The organism is Streptomyces sp. NPDC096136, assembly GCF_044763325.1.
Classification (GTDB): Bacteria; Actinomycetota; Actinomycetes; order Streptomycetales; family Streptomycetaceae; genus Streptomyces.
Map to the genome: position 1 here is coordinate 175,618 of NZ_JBIWFZ010000015.1, position 17,276 is coordinate 192,893.

Annotated in this window: 16 protein-coding genes; 9 read left to right on the forward strand and 7 right to left on the reverse strand. The window is 73.6% G+C overall.

Annotated elements, in window-relative coordinates:
• Nucleotides 1–13: 13 nt before the first annotated feature.
• Both gatB and ACIRBY_RS27390 read left to right on the forward strand, forming a co-directional pair.
• Entirely contained in the window at nt 14–1,525 is a 1,512-nt protein-coding gene (gene gatB / locus ACIRBY_RS27385; RefSeq protein WP_403905181.1) for an Asp-tRNA(Asn)/Glu-tRNA(Gln) amidotransferase subunit GatB, read from the forward strand.
• An 83-nt stretch (nt 1,526–1,608) separates the two neighbouring features.
• A complete protein-coding gene (locus tag ACIRBY_RS27390) occupies nt 1,609–2,133 on the forward strand; it encodes a hypothetical protein (protein ID WP_403905183.1) in 525 nt (174 codons plus the stop codon).
• Nucleotides 2,134–2,146: 13 nt separating this feature from the next.
• Here ACIRBY_RS27390 and ACIRBY_RS27395 read toward each other — a convergent pair whose 3' ends face one another.
• From ACIRBY_RS27395 to ACIRBY_RS27405, 3 genes are read right to left on the reverse strand one after another with little or no spacing between them, the layout of a single operon-like run.
• Nucleotides 2,147–3,676 (reverse strand): protein kinase, encoded by a 1,530-nt coding sequence (locus ACIRBY_RS27395; RefSeq protein WP_403905186.1) that lies wholly within the window; start codon nt 3,674–3,676, stop codon nt 2,147–2,149.
• A 59-nt stretch (nt 3,677–3,735) separates the two neighbouring features.
• Entirely contained in the window at nt 3,736–3,978 is a 243-nt protein-coding gene (locus ACIRBY_RS27400; protein ID WP_403905188.1) for a DUF397 domain-containing protein, read from the reverse strand.
• Nucleotides 3,975–4,550 (reverse strand): Scr1 family TA system antitoxin-like transcriptional regulator, encoded by a 576-nt coding sequence (locus tag ACIRBY_RS27405; protein WP_403905245.1) that lies wholly within the window; start codon nt 4,548–4,550, stop codon nt 3,975–3,977. Before ACIRBY_RS27405 ends, ACIRBY_RS27400 begins: the two co-directional genes overlap by 4 nt.
• 37 nt (nt 4,551–4,587) lie before the next feature.
• Here ACIRBY_RS27405 and ACIRBY_RS27410 point away from each other — a divergent pair, with 37 nt between their 5' ends.
• Complete coding sequence (locus ACIRBY_RS27410; protein WP_403905190.1) at nt 4,588–5,382, forward strand: alpha/beta fold hydrolase; 795 nt, start codon at nt 4,588–4,590, stop codon at nt 5,380–5,382.
• Here ACIRBY_RS27410 and ACIRBY_RS27415 read toward each other — a convergent pair.
• The 4 genes from ACIRBY_RS27415 to ACIRBY_RS27430 form a co-directional block, all read right to left on the reverse strand.
• Entirely contained in the window at nt 5,360–5,944 is a 585-nt protein-coding gene (locus ACIRBY_RS27415) for a GNAT family N-acetyltransferase (RefSeq protein ID WP_403905193.1), read from the reverse strand. The two genes, ACIRBY_RS27410 and ACIRBY_RS27415, sit on opposite strands and share 23 nt — an antisense overlap.
• A complete protein-coding gene (locus ACIRBY_RS27420) occupies nt 5,941–7,989 on the reverse strand; it encodes a penicillin acylase family protein (protein ID WP_403905195.1) in 2,049 nt (682 codons plus the stop codon). Before ACIRBY_RS27420 ends, ACIRBY_RS27415 begins: the two co-directional genes overlap by 4 nt.
• Nucleotides 7,990–8,074: 85 nt before the next feature.
• Entirely contained in the window at nt 8,075–8,587 is a 513-nt protein-coding gene (locus tag ACIRBY_RS27425) for a DinB family protein (RefSeq protein ID WP_403905198.1), read from the reverse strand.
• A gap of 116 nt (nt 8,588–8,703) precedes the next feature.
• Nucleotides 8,704–9,489, reverse strand: coding sequence for a GNAT family N-acetyltransferase (locus ACIRBY_RS27430; RefSeq protein ID WP_403905248.1), 786 nt, complete (start codon nt 9,487–9,489; stop codon nt 8,704–8,706).
• A gap of 61 nt (nt 9,490–9,550) precedes the next feature.
• On the opposite strand from ACIRBY_RS27430, the gene ACIRBY_RS27435 reads away from it, so the two are divergent.
• The 6 genes from ACIRBY_RS27435 to ACIRBY_RS27460 all read left to right on the forward strand — a co-directional run bounded on the left by ACIRBY_RS27435 (nt 9,551) and on the right by ACIRBY_RS27460 (nt 17,186).
• Entirely contained in the window at nt 9,551–10,003 is a 453-nt protein-coding gene (locus ACIRBY_RS27435) for a signal peptidase I (RefSeq protein ID WP_403905251.1), read from the forward strand.
• Between the two features lie 138 nt (nt 10,004–10,141).
• Nucleotides 10,142–12,373 carry an MMPL family transporter gene (locus ACIRBY_RS27440; RefSeq protein WP_403905200.1) on the forward strand — a complete coding sequence of 744 codons (2,232 nt, stop codon included), beginning with the start codon at nt 10,142–10,144 and terminating at the stop codon, nt 12,371–12,373.
• A 27-nt stretch (nt 12,374–12,400) separates the two neighbouring features.
• A complete protein-coding gene (locus tag ACIRBY_RS27445; RefSeq protein WP_403905202.1) occupies nt 12,401–12,955 on the forward strand; it encodes a GNAT family N-acetyltransferase in 555 nt (184 codons plus the stop codon).
• Between the two features lie 103 nt (nt 12,956–13,058).
• Nucleotides 13,059–13,712 carry a hypothetical protein gene (locus tag ACIRBY_RS27450; protein ID WP_403905205.1) on the forward strand — a complete coding sequence of 218 codons (654 nt, stop codon included), beginning with the start codon at nt 13,059–13,061 and terminating at the stop codon, nt 13,710–13,712.
• 190 nt (nt 13,713–13,902) lie between these two features.
• Nucleotides 13,903–14,067 (forward strand): hypothetical protein, encoded by a 165-nt coding sequence (locus tag ACIRBY_RS27455; protein ID WP_403905207.1) that lies wholly within the window; start codon nt 13,903–13,905, stop codon nt 14,065–14,067.
• An 80-nt stretch (nt 14,068–14,147) separates the two neighbouring features.
• Nucleotides 14,148–17,186 carry an AAA family ATPase gene (locus tag ACIRBY_RS27460; RefSeq protein WP_403905210.1) on the forward strand — a complete coding sequence of 1,013 codons (3,039 nt, stop codon included), beginning with the start codon at nt 14,148–14,150 and terminating at the stop codon, nt 17,184–17,186.
• The last annotated feature ends 90 nt before the right edge of the window (nt 17,187–17,276 follow it).

Consider the following 17,276-nt stretch of genomic DNA (forward strand, 5'->3'; position numbering starts at 1 on the left):
GGAAAGTTTCACCGTGACCACCTTCACCGAACTGCTGTCGTACGAAGACGCCCTCGCGTCGTACGACCCCGTCATGGGCCTCGAGGTCCATGTCGAGCTCGGCACCAAGACCAAGATGTTCTGCGGCTGCTCCACCGAGCTGGGCGCCGAGCCCAACTCGCAGACCTGCCCCACCTGCCTCGGTCTCCCCGGCTCGCTCCCGGTCGTCAACGCGATCGGCGTCGAGTCCGCCGTCAAGATCGGCCTCGCGCTGAACTGCGAGATCGCCGAGTGGTGCCGCTTCGCCCGGAAGAACTACTTCTATCCGGACATGCCGAAGAACTTCCAGACCTCCCAGTACGACGAGCCCATCGCCTTCAACGGCTACCTGGACGTCCAGCTGGAGGACGGCGAGGTCTTCCGCGTGGAGATCGAGCGCGCCCACATGGAGGAGGACACCGGCAAGTCGCTGCACGTCGGCGGCGCCACCGGCCGCATCCACGGCGCGTCCCACTCCCTGCTGGACTACAACCGCGCCGGCATCCCCCTCATCGAGATCGTCACCAAGCCGATCGAGGGCGCCGGCGAGCGGGCCCCCGAGGTCGCCAAGGCGTACGTGGCCGAGCTGCGCGAGGTCATCAAGGCCCTCGGCGTCTCCGAGGCCCGGATGGACAAGGGCCAGATGCGCTGCGACGTGAACCTGTCGCTGCGCCCGAACGGGACGAAGGAATTCGGCACCCGCTCGGAGACGAAGAACGTCAACTCCCTGCGCTCCGTCGAGCGCGCGGCCCGCTTCGAGATCCAGCGCCACGCGGCGGTGCTCTCGTCGGGCGGCTCCATCGTGCAGGAGACCCGGCACTTCCACGAGGAGGACGGCTCCACCACGGCCGGCCGCATCAAGGACAACGCCGAGGACTACCGGTACTTCCCGGAGCCCGACCTGGTCCCCGTCGCCCCGGCCCGCGCCTGGGTCGAGGAGCTGCGCGCCGGCCTCCCGGAGATGCCGCGCGTGCGCCGCAACCGCCTCCGCGAGGAGTGGGGCGTCAGCGAGCACGACATGCAGTCCATCCTCAACGCGGGCGCGGTGGACTCCATCGTCGCCACGATCGAGGAGGGCGCCGACTCGGCGGCCGCCCGCAAGTGGTGGATGGGCGAGCTGGCCCGCAACGCCAACGAGCAGGGCGTGTCGGTCGACGAGCTGCCGATCACCCCGGCCCAGGTGGCCCGCGTCGCGGCCCTGGTCGCGGCCGGCGACCTGAACGACAAGCTGGCCCGCCAGGTCATCGAGGGCGTCCTCGCCGGCGAGGGCACCCCGGACGAGGTCGTCGAGAAGCGCGGCCTGAAGGTCGTCTCGGACGAGGGCGCGCTGGGCGCGGCCGTGGACGAGGCCATCGCGGGCAACGCGGCCATCGCCGACAAGATCCGCGGCGGCAAGGTCGCCGCCGTCGGCGCCCTGGTCGGCGCGGTCATGAAGACCACCCGCGGCCAGGCCGACGCGGCCCGCGTCAAGGAGCTCATCCTGGAGAAGCTCGGCGTCTCCGAGTAGCTCAGGACGGCTGTGAGCACGGCGGCCCGTACCGATCGACCCGACCGGTACGGGCCGTCTCTTCTGTACGGAGGGGGAACGGGATGGAGATCGGGGCGATGGTCATCGCCGCCGTGGGCGTGGCGGGGACCCTGGGCGCCTCGCTGCTCACGCAGCGGGGCGCGGAGCGGGCGAAGCGCCGGGAGATAGAACTCGTGCGGGCGCACGACGCGGTACGGGACCACCTGACGCTGCGGCGCGGCTGCTACACGGCCCTCAACCGGGACTCGCGGCAGTTCACCACCGCCCTCAACCGCCACCTGCACGTCATGCGGGAGGGCGGGGCCGGGGACGCGGACCGGGAGGTCCTCGACGCGGCCAAGGCCGCCCACCGGGACACGTACTCCGAGGCGCAGATGATCGCCCCGGACGCCGTCCTCGGGGCGGCGACGGCCGTCAACCACGCCCTGAACCTGGTCTACGGCCAGGTCAAACGGCTGGAACGGGGCGACCCCGAGGAGGGCGAGACGATGGCGACGGTCTCCCGGGCCCAGCAGGAGGTCTGGGGCCTGCTCCGGGAGATGCGCGCGGCCATGCGCGAAGACCTCGGGGTGTCGTCGTCCGACTGAGTGCGCCGCTCCGCTACTTCTTCAGGGTGGGCGTGCCCAGCACGAGCCGGCCCATTCCGCAGGTGCGCCCCGGGTCGACGTAGGAGATGTCGAGGCGCTTGCCGTTCGCGACGTCGATCGACAGCGGCTTCGGCGATCCGACGCGCAGGGTGCCGCTCCACACGGACTTGCCGTCCACGTCCACGGTGACGTCGGCGCTCGCGTGCGTCGAGGCGTCGTCGACGCCGGCGACCATGGTCAGGGTCTTCCAGCCGCCGCCCAGGTCGTAGGAGGCCGACCCGTCGCAGATCTTGTAGGGACCGGCGGCCACCAGGGCGGTGTCGTAGCGCTGGGAACCGAGCGTGCCGCCGCCCGCCTCGAACCAGGCGTACTCGCTCTTGGCGACCGGGTCCAGGGTGGTGAGCGAGACCCCGCCGGGGTCGGACGCGGCAGGGGTCGGGGAGGGAGACCGGGAGGCGGACGGGGCCGTCGGCTGCGTGCCGCCCGCACGGTCGCGGCCGCCGCCGTCATCCCCTTGCGTGAAGTCCCCGAACAGCTTCACGCCGGTGAGCGCGAGGGCGGTCAGGAGCACCGCGCCCCCCGCCGCCATCAGGACCGGGCGCCGACGTCCCGGCGTCCGCGCCGGCCGCGCGTCCCGGACCCCGCCCAGCGGCCGGGAGACCACGGCCTGGCGGAGCTCCTGCACCCAGCCGGCCAGGCTCGGCGGCCGCTGCTGCGGGTCGTCGGCGCAGAGCGCCGCGATCCGTGCCCGCCGCTCGGCGTCCAGCGCCGCGACCTGCGGCAGCTGCGCCATCGCCTCGGCCAGCAGCCCCGGGGCGCGGGGCGGCGACTCCCCGCTGAGCAGGAAGTACGCGAGGGCGCCGAAGGCGTACCGGTCCGTGGCCGGGGTGCGCCTGCCGTCGAAGACCTCGGGGGCCGCATAGCCGGGGGTGAACCAGATCTCGGCCGTCCGGTGCTCGGCGGTCAGCTTGCTGAGGCCGAAGTCCACCAGCGTGGCCTGCCCGTCGGCGTCGACCATCACGTTGCCGGGGGAGAGGTCGCCGTGGACCACCTGGCGCCCGGACGGGGTGGCCTTCCCCGAGTGCAGCCAGTCCAGCACGTCGGCGAGCTGCTCCAGCGTCCGCATCACCTCGCGCCGCCCGGCGGGGGTGGAGAGGTCGCGCTCGGTCCGCCAGTCGCGCAGGTCGAGCCCGTCCACGTGGTTCATCACCAGCACCAGGGAGCGCCCGGACAGGCCGGAGGCCTCACCCCGGCGGTGGATCGGCGGGCCCTCGAAGTGCTCCCGCACGCCGACGACCCCGGGCCGGTGGACGAAGCGCAGCAGCTCCGCCTGCTCGTTCCACTTCCGGCTGATCCGGGCGAACTCCTCGGACGGGATCGTCGTCGTGGAGTCGAACACCTTGACGACGACCGGCTCGGCCCCGCCCGCCAGCTGGATCTCCGCGAGGTGGATCACGGCCTCGCCGCCGCGTCCGATGGACCGCAGCAACCGGTAACGGTCGGACGCCGAGTCGGGGCCGATGTACAGGCTCTGGCTGGTCAAGCTCCCCCCAAGGCCAGTCAGTTGACGGAGATCAGCTTGGCTGGCCGGGGTGGGTGGGGTCAATGGGAAACAGTGGTTCCCAGGAACGCGGACCAGGTGGTGGGGGAGACCGTGAGGACGGGGCCGTCGGCCACCTTGGAGTCGCGGACGTGCACGGCGGCGGGGTGGGCGGCTACCTCGACGCAGTCGCCGCCCTGGCTGCCGCTGTAGGTCGACTTCCGCCAGTTGTAGGCGACTTCGACACGGTTACCGCCGGCGTCACTGCTGTAGCCCGACTTGAACCAGGCCAGTTGGTGCGTCATGACTCTCCTGGCAGGTCGTCCAGCAGGCTCTTGCTGTGCTCGATCGCTTCTGGCGGGCGATGCGGTCCTCCGTCTGCTGGGTGATCTGGTCGGTGGGCATGGGGGTGGAAGTTGGAGAAGACCGCAGCCGCGTACTCGGGGGTCTGGAGCAGGCCCGGAACGGCTGCGTTCTCATAGGACAGCAGGCTCAACGCCTCCTCCTCGTGCTCCATGCACTCCCGCACGAAAGCCGGATATCGCTCGCGGCGCGGGACGGCGGCCGCCGCGTTGAGCACGGCCCCCTTCGCGTCGAGGTGGGGTTCCAGGACCTGGGCCATCTTCACCGACAGCGGCCGGCGGCCCTGTTCCACGGAGGCGATGGACTCCACGTCGCAGTGGGCCAGTTCGGCCAGCCTGGCCTGGGTGAGTCCGGAGAGCTTGCGCTGATGGGCCAGCAGGACGCCGACGACCTTCCCGACGCTTTCCCCTCTCGCGGCTCCGCCGACGCGCGAACCGCACGTACGCCACCCGTACAGAATCGGTGTACGAACTATTTCTGTAGTGATCGATAGAGAAGCTGTGTACTGTTCAATCTGTAACGATCGCTAGGGAAATGAACGAGGTCCTGCCATGTCCGTCATCACCGCCTCCTACGCCCGTACCGTCCGCAAGGAGAGCGGCGGTCCCGGTCTGCTGCTCGCCCATGGCGGAAGCGGCTCCGTCGACGGGAACTTCGGGGCGATCCTCGACGAACTGGCGGCCGGGCACAGCGTCGTCGGCGTCGACTACCCCGGCACCGGCGGGACTCCGAAGTCCGACGAGCCGCTCCGGCTGGACGAGCTGGCCGACCAGCTGGTGGCCGCCGCCGACGCCGAGGGGCTGGAGACCTTCGCCGTGCTCGGGTACTCCCTCGGCGGGAACGTGGCGCTGCGGATCGCCGCCCGCCATCCGGAGCGGGTGACCGCGCTCGTGCTGACGGCCACCTTCGTGCGGGCCGGGAACCGGCTGAAGCTGGTCGGCGACCTGTGGTCGGGGCTGGCGGCACGGGGTGAGAACGAGCTGCTGGCGCGGCTGATGGTGCCGCTGGCGCTCAGCCCGGCGGCGCTGGAGGGGCTGACCCCGGAGGAGGTCGAGGACTTCGTGCGGGCGACCGCCGCGTCCGTACCCGCGGGCACGGTGGATCAGGTCGACCTGATCAAGGGGGCCGATCTGCGCGCGGAGGCTGCGGGGGTCTCCGTGCCGGCCCTGGTGATCGCGACCACCGAGGACCGGCTCGTCCCGGTGGAGCTCCAGCGGGAGCTGGCCGAGGCCGTGCCGGGCGCCCGGTACGCGGAGCTGCCCACCGGTCACCTCCCCTTCGCCGAGCGCCCGACCGAATGGGCCGCGCTGGTGACCGGGTTCCTCAGCGAGCTGCGGGTCGGTTGAGGAAGGCCAGGCGGGCGGGCTTGGCCGGGAGGTAGACCTCGGGGAGGTCGATCTCCGGGAGCTCCACCTCCGGGCCGAGCTCGAAGCCGGTGCGCTCCAGCAGGGCGATGGCCTTGGTGTTGCGGGCGTCGGGCTCGCCGACCACCCGCAGGGCGCCACCGTCGGTGAACAGGTAGGTGAGGAAGGCCTCCATCAGGGCACCGGTGAAGCCGTGCCGGGCCGCGCCGCCGCTGGGGCCGAGCAGCAGGTGCACGCCGACGTCCCCCGGCCGGACCTCGTAGCACTCGCTGACCCGGTCCTCGGCGCAGTCGTACGTCTGGAACAGCGCGACCTGCTCCCCGTCCAGGCTGACCATGAACGCGTGGTGGGTGGTGCGGCGGTCCACGTCCTCGTAGATCTCCTGCACCAGCTCGCGGCTGGCCCCGCCCATGCCCCAGAAGCGGGCCCGCTCCTCGGTGACCCAGCTGTGGATCAGCGCGGCGTCGGCGGCGGGGTCGACGGGGGCGAAGGAGACCGTGCCGAAGCCCTCGACGGGGTGGCTGTAGATGGCGGTGCGGGTCATGAGGGTTCCTTGGTGAGGCGGGTCCAGTCGGTGACGACCGGTACGAGTTCGCAGCGGGCCCAGAGCGGGAGCTGGTCGCGGTGGTGGGGGGAGCCGGTGACGCCGTCGGCGCCGAGCGGGACCGCCCACAGGCTGTTGTCGCGGTCGGCCAGGTCCCAGGCGTAGCGGGCCGCCGAGGCGCGGGCGACGGTGTCCGTGACCCCCGGGACGGAGGAGGTGGCGTTGACGCAGTCGTGGTCGCCGCCCAGGCCGGGCCAGACGGCCTCCGGGTCCGGGACGGCCTGCCAGGGGGTCAGGCGGTGGGTGTCCGACCAGGGGGTCTCGGGGGCTCCGGCGGCCGCCGTCTCCTCCAGGGCGGCGCGGACGTGCGCCGCGCGGTCCAGGCCGGGCAGGAGGGGCGTGGTGAGGAGGCCTTCGAGGGCGTAGCCGACGCGGGGGACCAGGTACAGCCAGGGGTGGAACACCTCCGGGCCGCCGGGGGCGCCGGCCAGGTCAGCGAAGACGGGGTCGGCCGCCAGGCGGCGTACGACGGCCGTCCGGAAGGCGGCGAAGACGGCGGCGTCGGTGCTGTCGGCCTCCATGTGCCGGTCCCAGGCCAGCAGCCGCGCGCGGAGCCGGTCGGCGGCGGGGGAGAGGGCGCCGAGGCCGGGCAGCAGGTCGAGCAGCGGTGCGGCGGAGGCCAGGCGGGTGTCGCGGTGGACCTCGGCCATCGCCTTCGGGGACCAGTCCGCGGAGGCGTCGAGGAGGGCGCGGATCCGGTCGGCGCGGTGCGGGGGCGCGAACTCCACGCCCAGCGGGGAGGCGATCCCGCGGGCGTTCGCCATCACGGCGAAGCCCCGTACCGGCTCGGCGGGGGTCTCGGCCCAGCCCCGCCAGGCGTGCCGGACGTCCCAGGCGGGCACCGGGCGCAGCCGGTTGGCGGCCTCGCGCAGCGGGACGGCGCCCGCGACGCGGTGCAGCAGGCCGCCCTCCGTGTCGGCGGCGTGCACGACGTTGACGGGCTCGGCCCAGCCGTCGAGGGCGCGGTCGACATCGGCGACGGTGCGGGCGCGCAGCAGCGCGGGCAGGGCGGCGAAGCCGAGGTCGGCGCGGACGCGGGGCGGATAGCGCAGGGAGAGGACGCCGGAGTCGTCGTTGACGATCACCGGGCCGCGGGCGGTCTCCAGGACCTCGACCTCGACGTCCTCGCCGCCGGCGACCGCGATGGTCTCGGTGTGGCGGGCCACCGCCTCCCAGTCGCCGTCGGGGCCCAGCGCCTCGACGCCGTAGGCCGCGGGGCGCAGCCGCTCGGTGTAGAGGTCCTGGTAGTCGGCCATGGCGTTGGTGATGGCCCAGGCGACGGAACCGGCGTGGCCGAAGTGGGCGAGGCCCGGGACGCCGGGGACGGCCAGGCCGAGGACGTCGTACTGGGGGCAGGCCAGGCGGATCTGCTGGTAGACGCCGGGGTCCTCGATGAACCGGTGCGGGTCGCCCGCGATGATCGCCGCGCCGCCGGCGGTGCGGTCGCCCGGGACCAGCCAGCCGTTGCTGCCGGCGGTGCCGGGGCCGTCGGTCGCGAAGAGCGTGGCCGCGCCGTCGCCGAGGGCGCGGGCGACGCGGTCGCGCCAGAGCTTGGTGGCGAAGCCCGCGAAGAGGATGTGGGTGCCGATCCAGATCGAGAGCGGGACCCACGGTTTCCAGGGGGCGGGGGAATGGCCGGCGGCCGCGAAGCGGTCGTCGCGGGCCGCGCCCTCGGCGAGGCCCGCGTTGACCCCGTCGACGTAGGCGCCGACCCAGGCGGCCGTGTCCGCGTCCAGGGCCTCGAAGCACCGGTGGGCGGTGTCGTCGAGGCGGGCCTGGCGGGCGAAGCGGTCCCAGGAGACGCAGTCGGCCCCGAGGAAGGAGGCGCTGGAGCCCTGGGCGCGGTGCCGCTCCACCTCCAGCTGCCAGGCCCGGTCCCGGGCGGTGACCCGGCCCTGGGCGTAGGAGAGGCGGAGCGGGTCGGACGCCCGCAGGTGCGGGATGCCCCAGCTGTCGCGGTAGACCTCGTAGGTCTCGGTGGTCACAGCGCTCACGCTCTTCCCCCAGTGTCTTAGGTTAGGCTGCCCTAACTATAAGGGTGATCGGGGGGTGCCCTGCCGCCAGGTCCGGTCAGGCGCCGACGGTGCCGTCGATCGACTCCCGCAGGAAATCGGCGTGGCCGTTGTGGCGGGCGTACTCGTGGATCATGTGCAGCATCACCAGGCGCAGCGAGGCGTCCTCCTCCCACTTCGGCACGTACGCCGTCACGTCCAGCGACTCGGCGGCCGCCTCCACCGCGCGGGAGTGCGCCACCTCCGCCTCCCAGGCGGCGAAGGCCTCGGCGCGGGTCGCGCCGGAGGCGTCGTAGGCGGCCTGGAAGTCGCGGCTGTCCGACCACAGGTGCGGGACCTCGGTGTCCCCGCCGATCGTGCGGCGGAACCACTGGCGCTCCACCTCGGCCATGTGCCGGACCAGGCCCAGCAGGGAGAGGGTGGAGGGCGGGGAGGCCTGGCGGCGCAGTTCCTCGTCGGTGAGTCCGTCGCACTTCCAGGCGAGGGTGGCCCGGTGGAAGTCGAGGAAGGCGCGGAGGGTCTCGCGTTCGTCCCCGGTCAGGGGCGGTCCCATGCGTTCGGTGGTGTCCATGGTCGCGATCCTGCCGCGTCTTCGGCGGCCCGGGAAGCGATTTCGCGGCCCGGCCGGCGGCCCGGTCGGCGGCCCGCCGGGGGCCCGTCCGCCCCGGCGGCCGCCGGAGCGCCCCCTCAGCCCTGCCAGATGTACGGGACGGTGACGCCCAGCACCCCGAAGCCCAGGCGCTCCAGGATCGGCCGGCTGTCGTCCGAGGCGTCGACCTGGAGGTACGGGATCCCCCGCTCGGCCGCGATCCGGGCGCGGTGGGCCACCAGCAGGCGGTAGATGCCCCGGCCCCGCCAGTCCGGGTCGGTGCCGCCGCCCCACAGGCCGGCGAAGTCGCTGCCCGCCCGGATCTCCATCCGGGCCGAGCTGACCGGGACCTCCCCGGCCATCGCCACCACGACCTCGATGGATTCGGGGTCCTCCCGCAGCTGGGCGAGCACCTCCTCCTTGATCCGGGGCCGCTCGACACCGAAGGCCCGGTCGTGCGCCGCCATCATCAGGTCCACGCCCGCCTCGTCCGTCACCCGCAGCAGGGTGATCCCCTCCGGCGGCTCCACCGGCAGGGCGGCCAGGTCGGCGGTCCGTCCCACCATCAGCGTCTCGGCCGGCTCCGGCACGAAGCCCGCCGCCCGCAGCCGGTCGGCGAGATCGGCCGGACGGTCATGGGTGTACAGCTTCCACTCGAACACCGGCCCGCCCGGCGCCTGGCCGCCGGCGCCGAAGTGCGCGACCTGCGCCGCGATCTCCGCGTCCGCCGTGTCCTCGTCGAGGTCCGACCACACCACCCCGTTCCAGCCGGGCACGCTGATCCGCACGACCCGGCCCGCCCGCTCCACGTGCGGGCCCTCCGCTCCGCGCCGCACCTCGGTGTCGTAGCGGTCGCGCACCTTCAGCAGTTCATCAAGATCCATCGTCATGCGCGCACCTCATCAGCTGATCCTCCGCCCCCACAAGTCCATTAGCCTCACCCTCGTGAACGACGACCACACCATCTACACCGGCAAGGCCGCCCCCGACGCCGCCGCCGACCGGGGCTGGCTCCTGGGGCACTTCAAGGAACCGGGCGACCCCCGCCACAGCGAGGACGTCGAGATCAAGTGGGGCGTCCACCCCAAGGGCGAGGCACGCGGGCGCTGGGTCACCGGGGAGCGGCGCACCGCCCTCCAGGTGCTGATCAGCGGCCGCTTCCGGCTGGAGTTCCCCGGGCGCACCGTCGTCCTCGCCGAACAGGGCGACTACGTCGTCTGGGGCCGGGGCGTCGACCACTCCTGGTACGCGGAGGAGGACACCGTCGTCCTCACCGTCCGCTGGCCCTCCGTCCCGGGCTACCGGGCCGAAGGGCCCGCCGAGGGCCAGGCCTGTGACGATGCACACGAAAGCGACCGACGATCACGAAACGCTGCGATCGTGTCGACCGAGGTGTAAACCCACACACCTCGGCCGCCCGCCGCGGCCGCACCTTTCACAAGTCCACGACCCACCCGTCACGACTTCACGAGTTCAAGCGTTCTTTGCGTCGGGCCGACTCCCGCTGAAGATCCGAACCACCAGGGAGCACGTCCGTTGGCAGCAATCGCACGGTGGTGCATGCGACACCGGCTGGTCACCGTCCTGATCTGGCTGCTCGCCCTCGGCGGGACCGCCGCCGCGGCCACGGCCGCCGGAACGGCGTTCTCCAACGACTACGAGGTCCCCGGCACGCAGTCCAGCAGGGCCAACGCCCTCCTGCGCGACGGCTTCCACGGCCAGGGCGGCGACACCGACACCATCGTCTGGCGGACCCCGGACCACCAGACCGCCCGGACCCCCGAGGTCGAACGCCGGATGAGCCGGGCCCTGGACGCCGTCGCCGCCCTCCCCGGCGTCGGCTCGGTCAGCGGCCCCTACGGGCCGGGCCCCGGCGCCGCCGCCCAGATCAGCCCCGACGGCCGCACCGCCTACGCCGTGGTCACCTTCGACCGGCAGGCCGACTCCGTGCCCAAGGCCCAGGCCCGAGCGGTCGTCGAGGCGGCCAAGAACCCCGAGACCGAGGCCGGCGGCCTCCAGGTGGAACTCGGCGGCCGCGCCATCGGCCTGACCGAGGCCCCCAGCCCCCACCTCGCCGAGGTCATCGGCGTGGCCATCGCCGCGCTCGTCCTCTTCCTCGCCTTCGGCTCCCTCGCCGCGAGCCTGCTGCCCATCGCGACCGCCCTCGTCAGCGTCGGCAGCGCCTACTTCGGCATCACCCTCCTCGGGCACGCCATGGCCGTCGCCGACTTCGCCCCGATGCTCGGCACCCTCGTCGGCCTCGGCGTCGGCATCGACTACGCCCTCTTCATCGTCACCCGGCACCGCAAGGGCCTGGCCCGCGGACTGGACGTCGGGGAAGCCGCCGAGAACGCCGTCGCCACCACCGGACGGGCCGTCGTCTTCGCCGGGGCCACCGTCTGCATCGCCCTGCTCGGCATGCTGGTGCTGCGGCTCGACTTCCTCAACGGCGTCGCGATAGCCGCGTCCCTCACCGTGGTCCTGACCGTGGCGGCCTCCGTCACCCTCCTGCCCGCCCTCCTCTCGTACATCGGCATACGGGCCCTGTCCCGCCGCGAACGCCGCAGGCTCGCCGCCGAGGGCCCCCGGGCCGAGGCGCCCACCGGGTTCGCGGCCCGCTGGTCGGCCTTCGTCGAACGCCACCCCAAACTCCTGGGCCTGGTCGCCGCCCTCGTCATGGCCGTCCTCGCCCTGCCCACCCTCTCGCTCCACCTCGGCACCTCCGACCAGGGCAACAACCCGGCCACCTCCACCACCCGCAAGGCCTACGACCTGCTCGCCGACGGCTTCGGCCCGGGCGTGAACGGCCCGCTCACCGTCGTCGCCCGGCTCGACGGCGCCGGCGACCGGGTCGCCGTCCAGCGGCTGGCCGACGCCCTGCGCACCACCGAAGGCGTCGCCTCCACGGGCCCGGCCGTCTTCAACCGCAGCGGCGACACCGCCGTCCTGACGGTCGTCCCGGACTCCGCCCCGCAGTCCCGGGCCACGAGCGCACTCGTCGACCGGCTCCGCGAGGACGTCATCCCCCGCGCCGGACACGGCAGCTCCATGGAGGCCCGCGTCGGCGGCGTCACCGCCGGCTACGACGACTTCGCCGACGTGATCGTCGGCAAGCTGCCGCTCTTCGTCGGCGTGGTCATCGCCCTCGGCTGCCTGCTCCTGCTGCTCGCCTTCCGCTCCCTCGGCATCCCGCTCAAGGCGGCCGCCATGAACGTCGCCGCCGTCGCCTCCTCCTTCGGCGTCGTCGTCGCGATCTTCCAGTGGGGCTGGGGCAGCGAACCGCTGGGCCTGGGCAGCGCCGGCCCCATCGAGCCCTTCCTGCCGGTGATCATGGTGTCGGTGCTCTTCGGGCTCTCCATGGACTACCAGGTGTTCCTCGTCAGCCGGATGTACGAGGAATGGCTGGAGACCGGCGACAACCGGCGGGCCGTGCGCGTGGGCCTCGCCGAGACCAGCCGCGTGATCAACTCGGCCGCGGTCATCATGATCTCGGTCTTCCTGGCCTTCGTGCTCAGCGGGGACCGGATCATCGCCATGTTCGGCATCGCGCTCGCCGCCGCCGTCGCCCTCGACGCCTTCGTCCTGCGCACCCTGCTCGTCCCCGCGCTCATGCACCTGCTCGGCGGGGCGAACTGGTGGATCCCGGGCTGGCTCGACCGCCGCATGCCCAGGATCAGCATCGAACCCCCGGAGCGGCGCCCCCGTGCGACACTTCCGGCGCAGCGGCCGGACGCGGACCACGCGCAACCGGCCGAGCTGTCCCGCTGACCGGTTACGAGCCGTAAGGAAACACGCATGTTCGCGATAGACCTGGCCGAGGACGCCCAGCTCTTCCCGCTGGAGGTCTGGCACGCGGAGGAGTTCCTCGCGCACATCGACCGGGGCCGGGAGTTCATCGGGGAGTTCATCGGCTTCCCCGACCGCACCACCGACCTCGAATCGGCCCGCCGGCTCCTGCGCTCCAACGCCGAGAAGTCCGCCGCCGACGGCGCCCGCCTCTACGGCATCCGGCTCGGCGGCACCCTCGTCGGCGGCGTCCTCTTCCCGAACTTCGACGCCGACGCCGGCAACTGCGAGGTCGGCTGCTGGATGGAGCCCGCGGGCACCGGCCGGGGCCTGGTCACCAAGGCCTGCCGGGTGCTCATCGACTGGGCCTTCGACGTGCGCGGCATGCACCGCGTCGAATGGCACGTCGCCAGCGGGAACGGCAAGAGCATCGCCGTCGCCGAGCGCCTGGGCCTCACCCGCGAGGGCGTCCTGCGCCAGAACCACCTGCACCGCGGCGTCCGCCAGGACACCGAGGTCTGGTCGGTCCTCGCCGCCGAATGGGCCGCCGCCCGCACCGCGTAGCCGCCACGGCCGCGGGCCCCGCCGGGGACCCGCGGCCCGCCGGGCCCGGCGGGCCGCGAGGCCTCTCAGGAGCCTCTCAGAAACGCCGCCTACGGTGCGCGCCATGGACACCACCAAGACCGCCGCTCCGACCGCTCCCGAGGCGGACGCCGCCGAGGACAAGCCGGTCACCGGTACCCCGGCCGGGGCCGGGGACACCGCCGCCCCCGCCGCCGGAACCGACCGGCCGGACGCCGAGGCCGCGTCCGACGCCACCACCGCTTCCGCCGACGCCGCCGAGGACCCCGCCGCCGAGGAGGCCGCCGAGGAGGCCGGCGAGGACCCGGACGACGACGGGGCGGACGCCTTCCCCGAGCGGCCCACCGGCGTCGGCTCCGCGGCCGCCGCCCTCACCGCCGCCGGCCTCGGCCTCATCGCCCTCAGCGGCAGCTGGGTCGCCCGCGTCATCGGCGAGCGCCAGACCCTCATCGGCCAGATCGAGTCGGCCAACGCCACCACCGCCAAGGAGAAGATCGCCGCCCTGTACGGCGACGCCTGGCACATGACCGCCCTCGTCAACGGCCTCCTCTCCTCCCTCGCCCTGCTGCTCGCCGCCGTCGTCCTCGCCGCCCCCGCCTTCGGCGCCCCCGGCCGCGTCCATCCCACCTGGGTCCGCTCCGTCTCCTGGGCCGCCGTCGCCCTCGGCGTCCTCGGAGTCCTGCTCTTCGGACTCATGTACTTCGACCTCCTCGTCCCCCTCCCGACGGCCGCCGAGTAGGCACCGCCTTACCCCCTGCCTTAGGCCGCCCCCGGGCGGCTCCAGGGCTTCTCAGGACCTCGGGCCCCCGGCCTAAGGACCCCGGGGCCCCACAGATGCGGCATGCACCCCATGTGCCGCACCCCTCTGGGACGCGAATCTTGGATCACACCGAACGAGGTGCCCGAGAAGAGCAACCAGGGAGAACGAGATGTTCGAGTCCGAGATCGCCACCGCCCGCCGCGCCGACCTCATCCGCGAGGCCGACCGGTACCGGATGGCCCGCGAGGCCAAGAAGGCCCCCCGCACCTCTCGCGGCCAGGAAAGCGAGAGGACGGTGAGTCGCCACCGGAGCCTCTTCACCCGCGCCGCGTAACCCGCGCCACGCACCCCGTGGAATGACGCGAGATGACGAGCGCACCGATAACGACTGCCGCCCGACCGGACCCGTGTGCGATGCTCGGCGGCGTGGAAACCAGATCTGTCAGCCCGGTGTTCGTCGGCCGAGCCGACGAACTGGCCGTACTCGTCGACGCCCTGGCCCGCGCCGCGGACCAGGAGCCGCAGGCCCTCCTCATCGGAGGCGAGGCCGGAGTCGGAAAGACCCGGCTGACCGAGGAATTCCTCGGCGAGGCCGCCCGTCGCGGAGCCGTGGTGGCCGTCGGAGGCTGTGTGGAGATCGGGGCGGAGGGCCTTCCCTTCGCACCGTTCTCGACCGCCCTGCGCACCCTGCTGCGCCTGCTCCCCGGCGAACTCGCCGCCGCGGCCGCCGGACAGGAGGACGAGCTCGCCCGCATCCTCCCCGAACTCGGCGAGACCCCCCGCGGCCCCCACGACGAGGAGAGCACCGCCCGCCTCTTCGAACTGACGGCCCGGATGCTGGAGCGCCTCGCCGCCGACCGCACCGTCGTCCTCGTCCTGGAGGACCTGCACTGGGCGGACACCTCCACCCGGCACCTGCTCGCCTACCTCTTCCGCAGCCTCGGCCGGGGCCGGCTCGTCCTCGTCGCCACCTACCGGGCCGACGACATCCACCGCCGCCACCCGCTGCGCCCCCTGCTCGCCGAACTCGACCGGCTCCGCACCGTCCAGCGCCTCGAACTGTCCCGCTTCAACCGGGGCGAGGTGCGCCGCCAGCTCGCCGGAATCCTCGCCTCGCAGCCCGAAGAGGCCTTCGTCGACTCGGTCTTCGACCGCTCCGACGGCAACGCCTTCTTCGTCGAGGAACTCGTCGCCTCCCACGAGAGCGGCTGCCGCACCGGGCTCACCGAATCCCTGCGCGACCTCCTCCTCGTCCGCGTCGAGGTCCTGCCCGACGCCGCGCAGCGCGTGGTCCGCATCGTCGCCGAGGGCGGCTCCACCGTCGAGTACCCGCTGCTGCTCGCCGTCTCCCGGCTCGGCGAGGACGAGCTCATCGAGGCCCTGCGCGCCGCCGTCGGTGCCAACATCCTCCTCGCCACCGCCGACGGCGACGGCTACCGCTTCCGGCACTCCCTGGTCCGCGAGGCCGTAAGCGACGACCTGCTGCCCGGCGAGCGCGCCCGCGTCAACCGGCGCTACGCCGAGGCGCTGGAGGCCGACGAGACCCTGATCCGCGCCGAAGAGCGGATCATCCGGCTGGCCAACTACTGGTACGCCGCCAACGACCCCGCCAAGGCCCTGCCCGCCGTCCTCGCGGCCTCCGTCACCGCCCGCCGCCGGCACGCCTACTCCGAGCAGCTCAGCCTGCTCGAACGGGCCATGGACCTGTGGGAGGGCGTCCCCGACGAGGTACGGGGCGAACTGCGCCCCGCCGACTACACCGAGGTCTACCCGCCCTGCGGCTGCGACCCGGCCGCCACCCCGCTCCAGCGCGTCGACCTCCTCGCCGAGGCCACCGTCGCCGCCCGCTACGGCGGCGACCGCGAACGCGCCCTGAAGCTCACCAAGCTGGCCCTGCGCATCCTCGACGAGGACGGCGGCGACCCCCTGCGCGCCGCCTGGTTCTGGACCGAGCGCTCCCGCCTGATCGCCAACCTCGGCCGCGGCGACGGCTGGCACGAGATCGCCACCGCCCAGGAACTGGTCAAGGGGCTGCCCCCGTCCCAGGTGCACGCCGACGTCCTCGTCCGGGTCGCGGGCTGGGGCATGCTCCACAACCCGGGCCCCGGCAACCTCGCCGCCGCCGAACGGGCCGTGGAGTACGCCCGGATGATCGGCGCCGAGGAGACCGAGCTCAACGCCCGCATCACCTACGGCTGCCTGCTCATGGACTCCGGTGACGGCACCACCGGCCTCGCCGAGCTCCACTCGGTCAAGGACCGCGCCGCCCGGCTCGGCTTCACCGTCGTGGCGGGCCGCGCCCATATCAACATCACCTCCCAGCTCGAATCGATGGGCCGGTCCCGCGAAGCGGTGGAACTGGCCGAACAAGGGGTCGAACTCGTCAGCAGGGCCCGGCTCCTGGACACCGAGGCCTGGGTCCGCGGGAACATGGCGGAGAGCCTGTACAGCCTCGGCCGCTGGGACGAGGCCGCCGAAGCGGCCCGGCACACCCTGCGCGTCGGCCACGGCGCCGCCCCGCGCGGCTCCGCCTCCGCCCGCCTGGCCTACCTGGCCCTGGCCCGCGGCGAACTCGCCGAGGCCGCCGCCCAGCTCGCCGCCGCCCACGCCCACTTCGGCACCCACGACAGCCAGCCCCAGCACCGGATCCCGCTCTTCCGGCTGGCCGTCGGCGTGGCCGAGGGCGAGGGCCGCATCGCCGACGTCCGGACCGAGACCGCGCAGGCCATCGCCTACGGCTTCCCGCTCGGCCAGCACCGCTACGCCTGGCCCCTCCTGCTGGCCTCCGCCTCCGCCGAAGCGGACGCCAGGGGCCTGCCCGGCACCGACGAGGGCCGGGCCGCCGCCCTGGAGGCCGTGCGCACCGCCGCCCGCTCCCTGGCCACCCCGGCACCCCTGTGGAGCGCCCACTCCGAGTACCTCAGGGCCGAGCTGCTGCGCGCCGAGGGCCGCGACACCGTCGCCGACTGGACCGCCGTCGAGGCGGCCGTCAGCCCGCTGGAGCGCCCCTACCTCCTGGCCCGCGCCCGCCACCGGCTCGCCGAGGCCCTGCTGGGCTCCGGCGGGGACCGCGAGACGGCCGCCGGGCTGCTCGTCGACGCCCACGCCACCGCCGACCGGCTGGGCTCCCGACGGCTCCGCGAGGAGCTGGCCCTGCTCGCCCGGCGCGCCAGGCTCCCGCTGACCGCCGACGAGGGCCGCCCGGCCGCACCCGCCCCGGACACCGACCCGATCGAGGCCCTGGGCCTGACCAGCCGGGAACGGGACGTCCTGCGCCTGGTCGCGACGGGGAGCACCAACCGGCAGATCGCGGAGGAGCTGTTCATCTCCCCGAAGACGGCCAGCGTGCACGTGTCGAACATCCTGGCCAAGCTGGGCGTCGCGAGCCGGGGGGAGGCCGCGGCGCTCGCCCACCGGCTCCGCCTGTTCACCCCCCTGGCGCCACAGCCCTAGTGATCCGGTTCGGAGATCCTGTCGCAGTAGCGGCAGATGCGGTCGAGGATCTGGTCGGCGGTCTTGGCCCACTTGAAGGGCCGGGCTTCG

Bases quoted from the DNA above. Each gene is read 5' to 3' on its own strand.
- ACIRBY_RS27445 (WP_403905202.1), top strand. From the start codon at position 12,401: ATGTTCGCGATAGACCTGGCCGAGGACGCCCAGCTCTTCCCGCTGGAG.
- ACIRBY_RS27455 (WP_403905207.1), top strand. From the start codon at position 13,903: ATGTTCGAGTCCGAGATCGCCACCGCCCGCCGCGCCGACCTCATCCGC.
- ACIRBY_RS27415 (WP_403905193.1), bottom strand. From the start codon at position 5,944: ATGACCCGCACCGCCATCTACAGCCACCCCGTCGAGGGCTTCGGCACG.
- ACIRBY_RS27410 (WP_403905190.1), top strand. From the start codon at position 4,588: ATGTCCGTCATCACCGCCTCCTACGCCCGTACCGTCCGCAAGGAGAGC.
- ACIRBY_RS27450 (WP_403905205.1), top strand. From the start codon at position 13,059: ATGGACACCACCAAGACCGCCGCTCCGACCGCTCCCGAGGCGGACGCC.
- ACIRBY_RS27460 (WP_403905210.1), top strand. From the start codon at position 14,148: ATGCTCGGCGGCGTGGAAACCAGATCTGTCAGCCCGGTGTTCGTCGGC.
- ACIRBY_RS27425 (WP_403905198.1), bottom strand. From the start codon at position 8,587: ATGGACACCACCGAACGCATGGGACCGCCCCTGACCGGGGACGAACGC.
- ACIRBY_RS27400 (WP_403905188.1), bottom strand. From the start codon at position 3,978: ATGACGCACCAACTGGCCTGGTTCAAGTCGGGCTACAGCAGTGACGCC.
- ACIRBY_RS27390 (WP_403905183.1), top strand. From the start codon at position 1,609: ATGGAGATCGGGGCGATGGTCATCGCCGCCGTGGGCGTGGCGGGGACC.
- ACIRBY_RS27430 (WP_403905248.1), bottom strand. From the start codon at position 9,489: ATGGATCTTGATGAACTGCTGAAGGTGCGCGACCGCTACGACACCGAG.